This is a genomic window from Sphingobium sp. SG1, from assembly GCF_057063145.1.
Map to the genome: position 1 here is coordinate 1 of NZ_JBVVOJ010000003.1, position 15,237 is coordinate 15,237.

11 protein-coding genes are annotated in these 15,237 nt (G+C 64.0%); 4 read left to right on the forward strand and 7 right to left on the reverse strand.

The genetic code is table 11. The features are described from left to right. Positions 1-420: 420 nt before the first annotated feature. Complete coding sequence (locus AC0KVN_RS07995) at positions 421-3,549, reverse strand: TonB-dependent receptor (RefSeq protein WP_435568526.1); 3,129 nt, start codon at positions 3,547-3,549, stop codon at positions 421-423. A 152-nt stretch (positions 3,550-3,701) separates the two neighbouring features. Between AC0KVN_RS07995 and AC0KVN_RS08000 the strand changes: the two genes are divergently transcribed. Together AC0KVN_RS08000 and AC0KVN_RS08005 are read left to right on the forward strand one after the other, a co-directional pair. Continuing rightward, positions 3,702-5,615, forward strand: a complete 1,914-nt coding sequence (locus AC0KVN_RS08000) for a rhamnogalacturonan lyase (protein WP_483656049.1) — start codon at positions 3,702-3,704, stop codon at positions 5,613-5,615. A 145-nt stretch (positions 5,616-5,760) separates the two neighbouring features. Then, positions 5,761-8,871: a DUF4982 domain-containing protein gene (locus AC0KVN_RS08005; protein WP_435568528.1), complete on the forward strand. Its 3,111-nt coding sequence runs from the start codon at positions 5,761-5,763 to the stop codon at positions 8,869-8,871. Between the two features lie 235 nt (positions 8,872-9,106). Here the strand turns inward: AC0KVN_RS08005 and AC0KVN_RS08010 are convergent, their stop codons facing one another. The 4 genes from AC0KVN_RS08010 to AC0KVN_RS08025 form a co-directional block, all read right to left on the reverse strand. Then, positions 9,107-9,655: a hypothetical protein gene (locus AC0KVN_RS08010; RefSeq protein ID WP_435568529.1), complete on the reverse strand. Its 549-nt coding sequence runs from the start codon at positions 9,653-9,655 to the stop codon at positions 9,107-9,109. 156 nt (positions 9,656-9,811) lie between these two features. Continuing rightward, positions 9,812-10,186, reverse strand: a complete 375-nt coding sequence (locus AC0KVN_RS08015) for an STAS/SEC14 domain-containing protein (RefSeq protein ID WP_483656050.1) — start codon at positions 10,184-10,186, stop codon at positions 9,812-9,814. 65 nt (positions 10,187-10,251) lie between these two features. After that, entirely contained in the window at positions 10,252-10,503 is a 252-nt protein-coding gene (locus AC0KVN_RS08020) for a hypothetical protein (RefSeq protein WP_017503401.1), read from the reverse strand. 105 nt (positions 10,504-10,608) lie between these two features. Beyond that, complete coding sequence (locus AC0KVN_RS08025) at positions 10,609-10,773, reverse strand: hypothetical protein (RefSeq protein ID WP_017503402.1); 165 nt, start codon at positions 10,771-10,773, stop codon at positions 10,609-10,611. Positions 10,774-10,920: 147 nt separating this feature from the next. Here AC0KVN_RS08025 and AC0KVN_RS08030 point away from each other — a divergent pair, with 147 nt between their 5' ends. Then, positions 10,921-12,030: a sensor histidine kinase gene (locus AC0KVN_RS08030; RefSeq protein WP_435568530.1), complete on the forward strand. Its 1,110-nt coding sequence runs from the start codon at positions 10,921-10,923 to the stop codon at positions 12,028-12,030. A gap of 5 nt (positions 12,031-12,035) precedes the next feature. Beyond that, on the forward strand, positions 12,036-12,785 hold the full coding sequence (locus AC0KVN_RS08035) for a LytR/AlgR family response regulator transcription factor (protein WP_097385690.1): 750 nt from the start codon (positions 12,036-12,038) through the stop codon (positions 12,783-12,785). 136 nt (positions 12,786-12,921) lie between these two features. On the opposite strand, the gene AC0KVN_RS08040 is transcribed toward AC0KVN_RS08035, so the two are convergent. Continuing rightward, a complete protein-coding gene (locus AC0KVN_RS08040) occupies positions 12,922-14,220 on the reverse strand; it encodes an OprO/OprP family phosphate-selective porin (RefSeq protein ID WP_435568531.1) in 1,299 nt (432 codons plus the stop codon). A gap of 164 nt (positions 14,221-14,384) precedes the next feature. After that, positions 14,385-14,729, reverse strand: a complete 345-nt coding sequence (locus AC0KVN_RS08045; RefSeq protein ID WP_004207717.1) for a UrcA family protein — start codon at positions 14,727-14,729, stop codon at positions 14,385-14,387. Between the last annotated feature and the right edge of the window lie 508 nt (positions 14,730-15,237).

Genomic DNA, 15,237 nt, shown 5'->3' on the forward strand with positions numbered 1-15,237 from the left:
TAGCGTCCGTGAACAGATCGTGTATATAGCGGAACAGGCATTGAAATGATTGGATATTGCACTGACTTTTAATCAGTAGGTCGCTGGTTCGAACCCAGCTGGACTCACCACCCCAGACATCGCGATAGAAACCGATCCCGGCGCAACCTTGCCGATCGAGCGCGCGCATCCACGCCATTTCTGCGCACGGCGCACAACTGTCGTGCCGACAAACGACAGGACAGGACGCGCCCGGATGATATCGAGCGGGCGACGCGCCCGCTGCCAATATCCGGGGCGCACACCGCGGTTTTCGAAAAGCGGGCGCGTCACCTTTCCCATGCCCTGACCATCCCTCATTGCGCCCACCCGCAAAAGAAAACGCGGCCCCGGAACATGCCCGGAACCGCGTCTTTGCCTTTACCCAAAAGGGAGATGGGATCAGAACTTGCCCTGGATACCGACGAAGAAACGACGGCCAGGATAATAGAGATCCACCGGCATATCCTTGTTGATATAGACCTTGGAATATTCCTTGTTGAGGTTCTGCCCCTCCAGGAAGACGCTGAAATGATATTCCGGGAAGCGCAGCGTGATCTTGCCGTCCAGATAGCCTTCGCCCTTGCGATAGAGCGGGTTGTTGCCATTGGTCGCGCTGATCACCGTATCCAGCCACTTGGACCGATAATTGTAGCTCACCCGGAAGTTCAGCCAGTCCTTGTCGTAGAAGAAGCTGGCATTGTAAGTATATTTGGAAAGGCCGGGATATTCCTTCAGCTCCGCACCGGTCGCGCTGTTGGTCAGATTGGTGCGGATGGCGCGGGCATAGGTGAAGTTGCCGCTGGCACCGAACCCGTCGAACGGCTTGGGCAGGAAGGTGAAGGCGGTCTGGGCGCTCGCCTCGATACCGTCGAGCAGCGCGCCATAGCCGTTGACCGGCTGACGCACGGTATAGCTGGTGCCATCATGGAACAGGTCGACGCCGCTGCGCGTCACGTTGGGAATGACGAAGCTCGACTCATATTTCTTGTAATAGCCAAGGCTCAGCATCGTGTCGGCATTGGGATACCAGGCCAGGTTGGCTTCCCACTGGTCGGCGCGATAGGGCTTAAGGTCCGGGTTGCCGGCGGTGCAGACATCATCGGTTCCGATGAGGGTCTGGTCATCCAGACAGTTGATGTTCGGCACCAGATCGGCCGGCTTGGGCCGAGCCAGATTCTTGGCCCAGTTGGCGCGCAGGAACAGGTCGCGGGTCAATTCCAGGTTCGCGTTGAACGCCGGCAAGAAATCCGTGTAGCTGTTGGAAATCAGGGCTTCCTGCGCAGCAATCGTCACCGTCTCGGTGCCGCCGGTCGCATTGACCCGCGTCACGCGGCTGATGTTCGTACCGACGCCGGTATCCTTGGTATGGGTCCAGCGCAGGCCTGCATTGCCGGTAAGGCGCATACCGAAAATCTCGGTATCAATATCGGCCATGACATAGCCGGCATAGATTTTCTCGTCGATGCGCGCGCTCGGAATCTGCGGCAGGCCATTGGCCTCCAGCACCAGATCCTGGTCGAAGCCCGACAGATCATAGAATTTCGACAGCACGCTGGCATCGAAATTCGGGAAGGCGATCGCGCTCGGGATGCCCGAAGGCGCGCCCTTCAGGCCCGAAAAGAGCGGTGCGCCGCCGGTAACGCCACCCAGCGCGCTCACCATCGCCTGATATTGGGCGGGGGTCATGTACCAGGTATTGCCGTTGCGGGTCTGCGTCGGGTTCTCGACGATATTGGTCGTGTAGGACACGTTGGCGCTCGACTGATAGGTCATCGTCGTAGGATCGAGCAGGCGCGAGCCGCCGCCAGCATAGTTGAGGAACTTTTGCCGGCGCCACTGTCCACCGAACTCGATCTTGCTGACGATCGGATGGTCGATTTCCCAATCCGCATCGAACTTCAGCTGGTCTTCGGTGTTGTTCAGTTGGCCCGGACGATATTGCAGCGCCGGCCCATAAACGGGCAGCGGCTGGCCATTGGCACCCACACGGGAATAATCGGTATAGACGTTGGGATCCGCCGGATCGAAGCTTGACGGGAAGGTGAAGACCGGCACCCCCTGATCATTGCTGCGGTCGATGCTGATGCCAGCAACGCTGGTGCCGATCGAGATCAGGTTGGTTTCCTGCTCGGTATGCGCGGTCGCATGCGACCCCATCGCGTCGATCTTCAGCCGGCTGCCCACGTCCCAGGTGAAGCCACCCGAGAAATATTTGCTGTTCTGGTCATAGCTGAAGTCGCGGCGCTGGACGCCCACGATATTGGCCGCGCCATTCCAGTTGGGAGCCGCAGCCGTGCCGACATTCACCGCATTGACCGCCGTGGTCAGGCTGGTGACGACATGATTTTCATTCACCGTCGACGTGCCCAGTTGCACGCGCGGGCGCGACGTACCGCCATTGGTGCCGGCCGCCAGAGCGGGATCGAGATTGAAGCGCTCGATACGACCCAGGTCGATCGAATAATTGGTGTCCTGCAGACGCTGGTTGCGCAGGTTGATCTGCGCATTGGCATAGGCCCGGAAATTGGGCGCAACCTGATATTGCAGCGTCACATCGCCCGAAATGCGCTTGTCGTTGCGGACCCACTGGCGATAGCGCGGCACGGTCGGCGCCCAGTCGAAGAACTGGGTTTCGCAGGCCAGTCGGCGTGCGGTCGCGTTGGCCGTCGAGGTGCCGCCGACGCCGGCGCAGCTCTCATATGTGTTGTAATTGGCATAGAGCGGATCGGCGACCGTCTTTTCGGTCGAATGATCGAAATCAGCGAGGCGCGACCAGTTGGTATTGCTGATATAATCCTGGCGCGTGTCGACGTCGCTATAGGTGGCGTTGACCAGGATACCCAGGCCATCGATCAGGAATTTGGGCGCGCCGGCAAAGAAGGTCAGGCGCGGCTTCCAGGTTTCGGTCAGTTCCTGATTCTGCCCCGCCGCCGTCAGCGAAAAGAGCGGATCCTTCAGTTCCAGCGGCTTGCGCGTTTCGACGCGCACGGTGCCGCCAATGCCGCCTTCGGTCAGGTCGACGGCATAGCCCTTGTAGACGTCGATCGACTTGACCAGTTCGGCTGCGATTTCGCGGAAGTCGCCAGCGCGGGTGCCGGTGGCGCTGACCTGGCTGACGCCGTTGATCTCGACGCGGTTGAGGTCGGGCTCGACGCCGCGGATCGAGATCTGCGTGCCTTCGCCAAAGTCGCGGCTCAACTGGACGCCGGTGATGCGGGCGAGCGAGTCACCGATATTCTTGTCGGGGAAGCTGGCGATATCGTCGGCGACGATCGAGTCGACGACGGTGTTGGCGATCTTCTTACGGTTGATGGCCGACTGGAGCGAGGCGCGGGTACCGACGACAACGATATCGGCGGCCGAAGCGGCGCCCTGCTTCTTTTCGCCTTCGTCATTTGTCTGAGCAATAGCCGAAGCCGACACCAGCATGACGCCGGCCATGGCGAGGGCGGAAGCGCCCTTCAGCGTCCGGCGAACCATCGCGATGTTGGAAAAATGTTGCACGCTTTCAGTGGTATGCTCGCGCATAGCCGATCCCCTCTCTCCCAGAACACCCCATGACCGACTCCGTTTCCCCACGGTCGTCGAATCAGTTTCTAGACGGAGAGTTACTGAACCTATATGTGGGATGCAATTCTAATATTTGGATCAGTAGTGATCCGGAGGGGAGATTGATGCAAATGCGCACCACTATTCGGGCCTTTACCATGGCGCTCGCGCTGGCGACTTCGACCAAGGCATTGGCAACTGGCCCCACCGCCCGGATAGCGGCCGAACGACTTGATCGCAGCGCGGTAGCGCTACCAGCGCAGGGCGGCGGCATGCTCATTACATGGCGTCTACTGGCCGATGATCCCGCCACCATTCGTTTCCGCCTGCTGCGCGACGGCAAGCCGATCCATGACAGCCGCGTCGGCGAAGCCACCGCCTTCGTCGACAAGAAGGGCAGCGCGAGCAGCCGCTATGCGGTGCAGCGGATCGGCGACAAGAGCGCGCCCTCCCCCGCCATGATGTGGGACAAATCCTATCTTTCCATCCCGCTCACGCCCCCCGCCGACGGCGTCACCCCCGCCGGCGAGTCGTTCAGCTACACCGCCAATGATGCGAGCGCGGCTGATCTGGACGGCGACGGTCGCTACGAGATCATCCTGAAATGGGATCCGACCAACAGCCATGACAACAGCCAGGCCGGCTATAGCGGGCCGGTCCTGCTCGACGCCTATCGGCTCGACGGCACGCGGCTGTGGCGCATCGACCTCGGCCGCAACATCCGCGCCGGCGCCCATTATACCCAGTTCCTCGCCTTCGACTTCGACGGCGACGGTCGCGCCGAAGTGGCGATGAAGACCGCCGACGGTACGGTCGACGGCACCGGCACGGTGATCGGCGACGCCAAGGCCGACTGGCGCGGCCATGATGGCGAAGTGCCGCAGCGCGACCGCACCGGCGCCAAGATACTGCCCGATGGCACCAAGGTCGCGCCGATGCAGGGCCGCATCGTCAAGGGACCGGAATATCTGACCGTCTTCGACGGCCTCACCGGCAAGGCACAGGCCACCGCCCCCTATGATCCGCCGCGCTATCCCGGCGGCAATCCCACAACCGCGCAACTGACCGAAAGCTGGGGCGATGGCTATGCCAACCGGTCCGACCGGTTCCTAGCCGGTGTCGCCTATCTCGACGGCCATCTGCCCTCGATGGTCTTTGGCCGCGGCTATTATGCCCGCACCGCGATCGCCGCCTGGGACTGGCGCGACGGCAAGCTGACCCAGCGCTGGCTGTTCGACAGCAGTCAGCCGGGCAAGGCCGACTATGCCGGACGCGGCAACCACCAGCTTTCGGTCGCCGATGTCGATGGCGACGGCCGCGACGAGGTGATCTATGGATCTATGGCGGTCGATGACGATGGCAAGGGACTGTGGACCCAGCCGCTCTTCCACGGCGACACCATGCATGTCAGCGATCTCGACCCCGCCCGTCCCGGCCTCGAAAAATTCGGCGTGTTCGAGGATCAGCGCCAGAATGGCATGATCGGCTCCGCCCTGCTCGACGCGCGCACCGGCCAGATGCTCTGGTCCACCCCGGCCGAAAAGGACACCGGTCGCGGCGTCGCCGCCGATATCGATCCGCGCCACTGGGGCGCCGAGTTCTGGAATTCCAGTTCGGCCGAACTGTTCGACGTCGCCGGCAAGCCGATCGGCCCGCGCCCGCGCCAGATGAACTTCGCCATCTGGTGGGACGGCGACCTGCTGCGCGAACTGCTCGACAAGACGACCATTTCCAAATGGGACTGGGAAAATGGCAAGGAAATCCCCCTGCTCTCGCCCGAGGGCCTGTCGTCCAACAACGGCACCAAGGCGACCCCGGCGCTCCAGGCCGACCTGATCGGCGACTGGCGCGAGGAAGTAGTGTGGCGCAGCGCCGACAATCGCGAGTTGCGCATCTACACCACCCCCTATCCGACCACGCACCGCTTCGTCACGCTGATGCAGGATCCGGTCTATCGCCTCGGCGTCGCCTGGCAGAACACCGCCTATAACCAGCCGCCGCACACCAGCTTCTATCTGGGCGCCGGCAAGCAGGGCGAACGCTGACCCTCGATCGGGTGGGTGGCGCCCCATGCGCCACCCACCTGACTGACCAATATATGGATCACACATCCATTTTTAGGGATATCTATTGACCCCTCGCCTGGCATCGCCCAAAGTGGCCTGACCAATATTCGGAGAGGGCAAGGGCATGAAGCGAAAATCGGCTGTCGGCGCGCGGGTGCGTCAGTTGCGGGGTGGCCTGGCCCTGCTGGCGCTGGCGCCGCTCCTGCCCGCTCTCCCCGCCGCCGCCCATGACGCCTCCACCGTCACCGCCTCGCCGCGCCAGAGCTATAATCTCAATCCCGGCTGGCGGATGACCACCGGCGATCAGGCCGGCGCACAGCAGCCCGGCTTTGACGACAAGGGCTGGCAGAGCGTCACCCTGCCCAATGCCTTCAACGAGACGCAGGCCTTCGCCCGCGATATCAAGGCGCTGTCCACCGGCATCATCTGGTATCGCAAGCACATCACCCTCCCCGCCGATGCGGCGCGCGGCAGGGCCTTCCTGGAATTTGAGGGCGTGCGTCAGGCCGCCGAAATCTGGGTCAATGGCCGCTCGGTGGCGCTGTCCGAACATGGCGTCATGGCCTTCGGCGCCGACATTACCGCCGCACTCAAGCCCGGTGACAATGTCATCGCCGTGCGCGTCGACAATGACTGGAAATATAAGGAACGCGCCACCGGCAGCGGCTTCCAGTGGAACAATGACAATTTCAACGTCAATTATGGCGGCATTACCAAGAATGTCCGGCTCCACCTGACGGGCCAAGTCTATCAGACGCTGCCGCTCTATTCGACGCTCGGCACGACCGGCCAATATGTCTGGGCCGACGGCTTCGACATCGCCGGCCGTCGCGCCAATATCCATGCCGAAAGCCAGGTCCGCAACGACAGCGCCGCCGCCCGCGCCTTGTCGCTCCGCGTCGAAGTGCGCGATCCCGCCGGCCGCCGCATCGCCCGCTTCGACAGCGCCGCCACCTCGATCGCGCCCGGCCAGACCGCCACCCTCGCCGCCGCCGCGCCGGTCGCCGACCTCCATTATTGGAGCTGGGGCTATGGCTATCTCTACACCGTGACGACCAGCCTGATCGACAAGGGGCCAAAAAATGCTGGCAAGGTCATCGACAGCGTCGACACCAGGACCGGCTTCCGCCAGACCCGCTTCGGCAATGGCAAGGTCGACCTCAATGGCCGCACCATCATGGTCCATGGTTATGCCCAGCGCACCTCCAACGAATGGCCCGCTGTCGGCACCTCCATCCCGCCCTGGATCAGCGACTTTTCCAACGCGCTGATGGTGGAGAGCGGCGGCAATCTGGTCCGCTGGATGCACGTCACCCCGTCAAAGCAGGACATCGAATCCGCCGACCGCGTCGGCCTGATGCAGGCGATGCCGGCGGGCGATGCCGAAAGCGACGTCACCGGCCGCCGCTGGGACCAGCGCAAGGAGGTGATGCGCGACGCGATCATCTACAACCGCAACAATCCCTCGATCCTCTTCTACGAAAGCGGGAACGAGAATATCAGCGAAGCGCATATGGCGGAGATGAAGGCGATCCGCGACCTCTACGATCCCCATGGCGGCCGCGCCATCGGATCGCGCGAGATGCTGGACAGCCGCATCGCCGAATATGGCGGCGAGATGATGTATATCAACAAGAGCGCGAAGCATCCGATGTGGTCGATGGAATATAGCCGCGACGAAGCCGCCCGCGCCTATCAGGATAATTTCACCCCGCCCTTCCACAAGGATGCGCCCGCCTATAATCGCAACCAGGACAGCCATGCCATCGAGGATGTGAAGCGCTGGAACGACTATTATGTAATGCGGCCGGGCACCGGCACCCGCGTCAGCTCGGGCGGCGTCAACATCATCTGGTCGGACAGCAACACCCATTATCGCGGCGACAATAATTATCGCCGCTCCGGCGAGGTCGACGCCGTGCGCATCCCCAAGCAGGGCTTTTTCGCGCATCAGGTGATGTGGAACGACTGGGTCGACAGCGTCACCCCCGCCACCCACATTATCGGCCACTGGAACTACGCACCCGGCACGGTCAAGGACATGAGCGTCGTGTCCAATGGGGATAACGTCGAGTTGTTCCTCAACGGCCGCTCGCTCGGCAAGGGACAGCGCAGCGATACCTTCCTCTTCAGCTGGAAGGCTATCGCCTTCGCGCCCGGCACGCTGCGCGCCGTCGCCACCCACGCCGATGGCAAGACGTCGGAATATAGCCTCTCCACCACCGGCCCGGCGGTCGCGCTCAAACTCACCCCGCATGTCTCGCCGCGCGGCTTCGTCATGGACGGCGCCGACATCGCACTGGTCGATGTCGAGGCCGTCGATGCCCAAGGTCGCCGCGTGCCGGTCGACGCCAGCAAGGTCCATTTCGATCTCCACGGGCCGGCGCTCTGGCGCGGCGGCATCGCTCAGGGCGACAGCCAGGGCAAGGTCCGCGCCGGCCAGACCGAGGGCGAAGCGGTGGTGACCAAGGCGCATGGCGCGGACGGCACCACCTCCTATGCCGGCACCGCGCGCGAGGAGGATAATTATATCCTCTCCCCCGACCTCCCACTGGAGGGCGGCGTCAACCGCGTCCTGATCCGCGCGGGCACCAAGGCGGGCACGGTATCGCTCACCGCAACCGCGCCGGGCCTGAAAACGGCCAGCCTGTCGATCGCGACCAAGCTGCCCGCCGCCGCCAAGGGCGGCCTGTCCACCGACTTCGCCGACGCCTTCCAGCCCGGCAGCGTGGTGCGCGGCCCGACGCCCGCCCCCCCCAGCTTCACGCAGCATCGCGCAACCTTCGTTGCGCAGGACATCCGCGCCGGGTCCGGACAGGCCGATGCCGGTGCCACCGTCGACGACAATGAACTCACCCGCTGGGCGAGCGACGGCAAGCCCGACAATGGCTGGATCGAATATCGCTTCGCCACGCCGGTGCGCCTCAGCGAAATCGACCTGAAGCTGGTCGGCTGGCGCTCGCGCGCCTATCCGCTCGAACTGACGATCGACGGCAAGAGCGTCTGGCGCGGCGAGACCGAACGGCAGCTTGGCTATACCACGCTGCGCTTCCCCGCCACGACCGGCCAGACGCTGCGCATCCGCCAGACCGGCCCGGTGCAGGACAAGGACGCCTTCGGCAAGGTGGTGGAACTGGCCAGCGCCCGCCAGGCCGGCGACACCGGCGCCGACGCGGTGCCACCCGGCTGGCACCTGGGCATAGTCGAAGCCGAATTCCACGGCCCGGTGGATTGAGGCCCTAAACCCGCACGCTCCCACATCCGTTCGGTGCGAGCCTGTCGAGAAACGAGAAAACGCGCCGGCCGTTTCTCGACCAAATTCATTCTGAGCGCCTGCCTCAGGCTCTACAAACGAGCAGTTGCAGGGGAAGAGGCGGCAGAAGGACAGGTCGCACGCCGCTGCCAGACCAGCAACCAAGCCGCCATCCCGCCCGCGCCCTCCCCAGGGGCGCCGGCAGGATCAGGCCAGTTCAGTTGGCCTTGGACAGGTCCACCTTCTCGACCCATTCGGGGTAGAAGGTCGGCTCGCGGTTGGACCAGCCGACCGCCGTGGCCGCCGCCTCGCTGATCGACTGCAACAGCAGCCGGCGCTTTTCGGGATGCAAATGCGGCAGGCTCGCCGCCGCGCAGAAGGCGCCCGGCAGCCAGGGCCTCGCCCCCGCCCCCAGCAGCCGCTCATAGAGGAAGCGATAGGCCGAGAAGCTCACCAGCCGGTCCTGCCCCAAGTCGAAGGCCGACACCGTCACCAGCGGCGCCATGAACGGCTCCACCTGGTCCAGCCCGCTATCGTCGGGGACATGCGCCTTGATCTCGTCCAGCCGGCCATAGATGCGCGCCTGGGCGCGGATGCTGGCTTCCTCGACCATGTCGCGCGACCATAGCTTCATCGCGTCGCGGCGATGCAGCCCGATGTCCAGCGATCTGCGAATATATCTTTGCGTGGCCGACGGGAAACTGGCGAATTCCCGCAATTCCGCCAGGGTAATGGCCCCGTCCGCCGGTCTTGCACTCGTGCCCATTGCTCATGCCCTCCGACTTGAAGTCGATCAGCAGAACATGCGCCTCACATGGTTAGCAAAGGCTTAACGGGCACCTGTCCCACCGATTGTCACAAGGGACCAGATTTCGTTTTGCAGTGCAACATGATATTTTTGTGAAATGCGACGGACGGAGGATTATACCTGCGCTTCAACCGCTTCGGCTTCCAGCAACCAGGCGAGGCCGGCCGTCGCATCATCGAATATCCGCAGATAGGGCTGCGTCATTTCGCGCTTCACCTGCAACCGGGTGATTGCGCTGCCGGTGATGATGGCGATCCGCCGCGCCTTGGGGAAATCGCCCAGATTAGCGCGGAAGGACGCGACCGCCTCCTGTGGCTGGGCGCTGCTGGCGCTCATGTCCATGCGCAGCAGATAGTCCGGCTTGAACCCCTCGGCCAGGAAGCGGGCCTTGCACTCGCGGGCATAGGCCGCGACTTCCTCCGCGGTGAACAGCTTGGACCATTTGATGTCCAGCAGGTTCAGATCATGGCGAAATTCGATGTGGTACATGGCGCAGTCTCCTGCGCGCTCCCTGCCACGACCGGGTTAATATTTCGCCTCAGCGACGCCCCTGCTCAAGCCGGGCGCCGCTCCAGTACCGCGCCGATCATGCTGCGCCACACCGCCACGTCGCCGGCCCGCGCCATGTCGGCATCGGGTTCGCGCAGCGTGTGCAATATCGCATAGGCATCGTCGACATGGTCGGGCCAGGCCGCATCCACCGCGCCCGCCGCATGGGGATCCTGGCCGCCGCCATTCAGGCTGAGCTGGCGCCCGGCCAGCACGCGGGCAATGCGTTCGATCGCGGGGGTGGTGGAAGTCGGCATCGTCGTCTGCTCCTCTCGCGCGGGGAAGCCGGCCTGCCGCCTGATGGCGGTCGGGGCCGCGCTTGCCCGACTGGAATAACATGGATTTTCGCGGTCCGCTATCGGTCAGCGCTCGGGCTTTTCGGGCCGGGGCTTTTCGGGAAACCCCGAAGACGGCACCGGCTCGCCGTCATCGTCCGGCCGGCTGGTCGCGGGCGGGTCCGACGCGTCCATGCTGTCTTCCAGCGCCTCGTCCAGCTTCTTCTCGCTCTCGCGCCTGGTATCGCTCATCTGCGCGTCTCCTTTTCTCCTGCCGGATCAACCGACAGGAGCCAGCACCGGTTCCCCGCGCCGCCGCTTCGACCAACCGCCAAGCCGCTTCGACCAGCATCGCGCGCAGGGGGCGACACCGTCGCCAAGCTGGCGTAGATATCATCCATGACACTTCCCACCGAAGAGGGGCCGCGCGGCGTTTCGCCGACCGCCGCCCTCTACTCCATCATCGGCTTCTGGTTCTTCTACGCGATCCTCATCAGCGTGCGGGCGCTGGTGGTGGGCTTCGACTATCAGGGCGAAATGGCCGCCCGCCGCGCCGTGGTGACATTGATCGGCATCATCGTGACCTGGATTCTCTATCTGGCGATACGCCGGTTCGATGCCAAGCCGCTGACGGTCCGCATCGTCGCCGCCTTCTCGCTCGCCGCGCCCTTCGCGCTCGCGATGGCGGTCGCCAACTATTATGTCTTCAACATCTATGACCCGATGGGCATGTTTCCCGACATGGACCAGCAGAAATATGAGGCCCAGTCCCATGCGCTGATCTATATCGTCGATGACGCCGTCAGCCGCTATTTCTTCCTGTCCGCCTGGGCCGGCCTCTATCTCGGCCTCTCCTATGCCAGCGAGGCGCATCGCACCGAACGCCGCGCCGCGCGGCTGGAACGCGCCGCGCAACAGGCCGAACTGCGCTCGCTGCGTTATCAGGTGAACCCGCATTTCCTGTTCAACACGCTGAACTCGCTCTCGTCCCTCGTGATGAAGGACCGGCGCGACGAGGCCGAACAGATGATCATGTCGCTCTCCAATTTCTACCGCACCAGCCTCACCGGCGATCCGCTCGATGACGTGCAGTTGGAAGAGGAAGTCCATCTCCAGAAACTCTATCTGGATATCGAGGCGGTGCGTTTCCCCGACCGACTGGCCACCCGGATCGACATTCCCGCCGACCTGCTGACCGCCTGCGTGCCGGGCCTCATCCTCCAGCCCTTGGTCGAAAATGCGATCAAATATGGCGTCTCGCGCACCTCCAGCCCAGTGGCCATCACCATCCGCGCGCGCGAGGAGCATGGCCTGCTGCACCTCACCGTCGCCGACAATGGCGACAAGCCGCCCAGCGCCGGCGATGGCGGCAGTGGCATCGGCCTTGCCAATGTACGCGATCGCCTGTCCGCCCGCTTTGGCGATCAGGGCCGGATCGACTATGGTCCGCAGGCCGATGGCGGCTTTGCCGTCAATCTCTTCCTTCCGCTCAACCGCCGGGGGTGCTGACGCCCATGTCCATCCGCACCATGATCGTCGATGATGAGCCGCTCGCGGTCGAGCGATTGCAGATGCTGTGTGCGCGCGAACCGCGCATCGCGCTCGTCGGCACCGCCAATGATGGCGAAGCGGCGCTGCGCCTGGTCGAGGCCCTCAAGCCCGACCTGCTGCTGCTCGACATCGCCATGCCGCTGCTCGACGGCATCGGCGTCGCCCGCGCGATCAGCCAGATGGGCATCCGCCCGGCGATCATCTTCGTCACCGCCTTCGAAAGCTTCGCGGTCGAGGCGTTCGATCTTGCCGCGGTCGATTATCTGCTGAAACCCGTCGCCCATGACCGCCTGACCCGCGCGGTCGACCGGGTCGAACAGGCGCTGCGCAGCCGCGACGGCGAGGAGGACGCCCCCCTCGCCCCGGCCGAACCCGCGCCCGAATGGGCCGAGGAATTCTGGGTGCCGCACCGCTCCGAACTGGTCCGCATCGCCGCCGACCAGATCGACCGGATCGAGGCGGAGCGCGACTATATGCGCCTCCATGTCGGCGCCCATAGCTATTTGCTGCATCAGACCATCAGTTCGCTGGAGGAACGGCTCGATCCGCAGGCGTTCGTCCGCCTGCATCGATCGCACATCGTCCGCCGCCCGCATATCGCGCGGCTGCGTCACGATGGCAGCGGCGTCTGGTTCGCGGCGCTGGCCGACGGCAATGAAATCCGCATCGGCCGCACCTATCTCGCCAATGCGCGGGCCATGACCGGGCGCTGAGAGGCCTTGGGTCCGCACCCCCAGCCGACCACCCATCAGGATAGAATGTCTGGGCGGTCGGGTGGGGGTGCGGGCCGGTGCCGAACTGAAAATGCGCCCTTCCGCGCATTTTCCAAAACAGGCGCCCGCTACCCGCTCAATAGATCCACTGGATGCGGGTCAGCACCGTGTCGCTCTCGCCGCGCTCGCCGAACCGGTCGAGCCAGGTGTGGCCCCAGGTCGCGCCGAATTTCCAGCGCGTCGTCGCCCACCAGTTGAGCCCCAGCATCGTCTTCTTGAAACGGCCACCCTCGATGCCATTATCGTCCAGGTCCATTTCCGAATAGCGCGCCACCAGTTCCGGCGCGCCCCAGCGGCCCTTGGGTATGACGCGCCGGGCATAGCCGACATTGCGATCGTAGGGCCGGGTTTCGCCGGTCAATATCCAGCTGCCGGTGACATACCAGCCATGGAAGACCGGGTCGCGAAATTCGCGCGAATTGGTCCGGTTCAATATATATTCGCCCAGGAACGAGACCGGCCCGACATTCAGCAGCGCCTCGCCGGCAAAGCCGTCGCTGCTCTGCGCCGCGAATTTCCCGGTGTCGATCGCGACGTCGCCGACATTGGTTTCCGCCCGGCCGCTGTAGCGGATCGTGCCGTCCGCCGCCGCATGGCGATAGGCCATGCCGACATGCAGGAATTCATTATGATCCGGCCGGTCCCAGATCAGCCCGGTCATGCGCGCCGAATAGTCCCAGCCACGGTCGGTCGAGCTGCCGAAATCCCAGCTATCCTTGTAGGCACCCGCCGAAAAGGTCGCCGCCTTGTTCGCGCCCAGCACCTGGACGAAGCGGACGCCGAAATTGCGCGACGTGAAAAAGGGCGTCAGCACGCGCTCGCTATGCGGCAGGTTCGCCGAATCCCCGACCATTTCGTACGAGAATGTCTCCTTGGTCTTGCCCACCGTCATCTTGGTGCGGCTGCCCAGCGGAAAGGTCAGCGACGCGTCGGTCAGCTTCCATTTCTGCTCGGGGTTGGTGTCGAACCCCTTATATTCGCCGCTGACCTGATAGCTCACCCGATAATCGCCGCCGACCGATCCGATCAGGCTGAGCCGCGCCGATCGCACCTGAAACTCGTCCTCCTGCCGGCCGATCTGGCTTTCATTGACCGCATCCTGGCTGAAATCGGTCCAGTCGCCGATCAGCGACAGGCTGAGACGGATCTTGAAGAAGGGCTGTTCCTTGTTCGGGTCGGCCGGTTTGGCGGGCGCGAAATCGGGAATGATATAATGGGGCGTCTCGTCCACCGCATGCACGTCGCCACCGCTATGATGGCCGATCGGTTCGTAGAGCGATTCTGTGCTCTGCGCCCAGACATCGGGCGCGCACAGCCCCCCGGCCAACAGCGTTGCCATGATGACGGGCGAAGTGCCGGGAAGACGCGCGCGCATGACCATTATCCCCTTGAGCCTGTCCCTTCTGATCGTCGCAAATCCGGAGGTCCGCCATCGGGGGAAATACCGAGAATGGCCGGGGCGGACGCGCCGGTTATCCGAACGCGAAAAGGGCCCGGCTCGCGCCAGGCCCTCTCCCTCCCTTGGCGGGATGCGGATGGTCAGTTGCCGACCACCGGCCGGGCATCCTTCGCATCGGCATAGCGTTCGTTGGTCTGGGCGCGGGCGATGGCGGTCGCGATCGGCGCCTCGACCTGGGCGATCGCCGCCGCGCGGCACGCGCTCATGGTGTTGATGTCGGTGCTGAAGCAGACCCGGCTGGCCGCACGGGAGATGCGGGTGCGCAATTCCTGCTGGTCGGCGTGGCGCGTGAGGTCCAGGTCACCGAAGCGGACCTCGGTGGTGCGGCCGTTGGAGGTGAACTCCTCGGCCGAAGCGATGCCGGAACCGGCCAGCAGGGCGGCGGCGGCACTCAGGGCAGTGATGATCTTGGCGGTGGCGAACATGGCGTGTCTCCTCAAAACTGTCATGGCATCCGGCCTGCGTCGTCAGGGGGCGTCCGGCGCGCCGGATGCGAACGGTTCGGCGGGGGTCTTGTGGGGGCGTTGCGCCATATCCCGTTCGCCCATCCTGTGTACGCGCCCGGCCGTCTCGCCGCTCGTCCGCTTCGACCGGCAACCCTCGTCATCGGCCAACGACCGATCCATCGACCAAGAGCGGACAGGCGAGGACGAACGACCGGACGAATGCCATTCGTCCGCGAAACGACAGCCTATTCCCTAGAGGAAATTACGGAGATTGAAGGAAAGCGGACATGAAAACGCCCCCGGCGCAAGGGAATGCCGGGGGCGTATCCGGATGCTGTCGGGCACTCCAGATCTTGTCTCAACTGTTACCGTCAACACGGCACCATCGGCCGTGAACCGTCGCTTAACGCGCTGCTCTCTGGCCTGTTTCCATGTCAGAATAGCGACAGGACCGATGCTGCGCACGCCGCTTCGATAACCGGGGCAC

Excerpts from the sequence above, each read along its gene's own strand:
- AC0KVN_RS08000 (WP_483656049.1), top strand. The coding sequence starts at position 3,702 with ATGCGCACCACTATTCGGGCCTTTACCATGGCGCTCGCGCTGGCGACT.
- AC0KVN_RS08025 (WP_017503402.1), bottom strand. The coding sequence starts at position 10,773 with ATGAGCGATACCAGGCGCGAGAGCGAGAAGAAGCTGGACGAGGCGCTG.
- AC0KVN_RS08030 (WP_435568530.1), top strand. The coding sequence starts at position 10,921 with ATGACACTTCCCACCGAAGAGGGGCCGCGCGGCGTTTCGCCGACCGCC.
- AC0KVN_RS08005 (WP_435568528.1), top strand. The coding sequence starts at position 5,761 with ATGAAGCGAAAATCGGCTGTCGGCGCGCGGGTGCGTCAGTTGCGGGGT.
- AC0KVN_RS08010 (WP_435568529.1), bottom strand. The coding sequence starts at position 9,655 with ATGGGCACGAGTGCAAGACCGGCGGACGGGGCCATTACCCTGGCGGAA.
- AC0KVN_RS08015 (WP_483656050.1), bottom strand. The coding sequence starts at position 10,186 with ATGTACCACATCGAATTTCGCCATGATCTGAACCTGCTGGACATCAAA.
- AC0KVN_RS08045 (WP_004207717.1), bottom strand. The coding sequence starts at position 14,729 with ATGTTCGCCACCGCCAAGATCATCACTGCCCTGAGTGCCGCCGCCGCC.
- AC0KVN_RS07995 (WP_435568526.1), bottom strand. The coding sequence starts at position 3,549 with ATGCGCGAGCATACCACTGAAAGCGTGCAACATTTTTCCAACATCGCG.
- AC0KVN_RS08035 (WP_097385690.1), top strand. The coding sequence starts at position 12,036 with ATGTCCATCCGCACCATGATCGTCGATGATGAGCCGCTCGCGGTCGAG.
- AC0KVN_RS08020 (WP_017503401.1), bottom strand. The coding sequence starts at position 10,503 with ATGCCGACTTCCACCACCCCCGCGATCGAACGCATTGCCCGCGTGCTG.
- AC0KVN_RS08040 (WP_435568531.1), bottom strand. The coding sequence starts at position 14,220 with ATGCGCGCGCGTCTTCCCGGCACTTCGCCCGTCATCATGGCAACGCTG.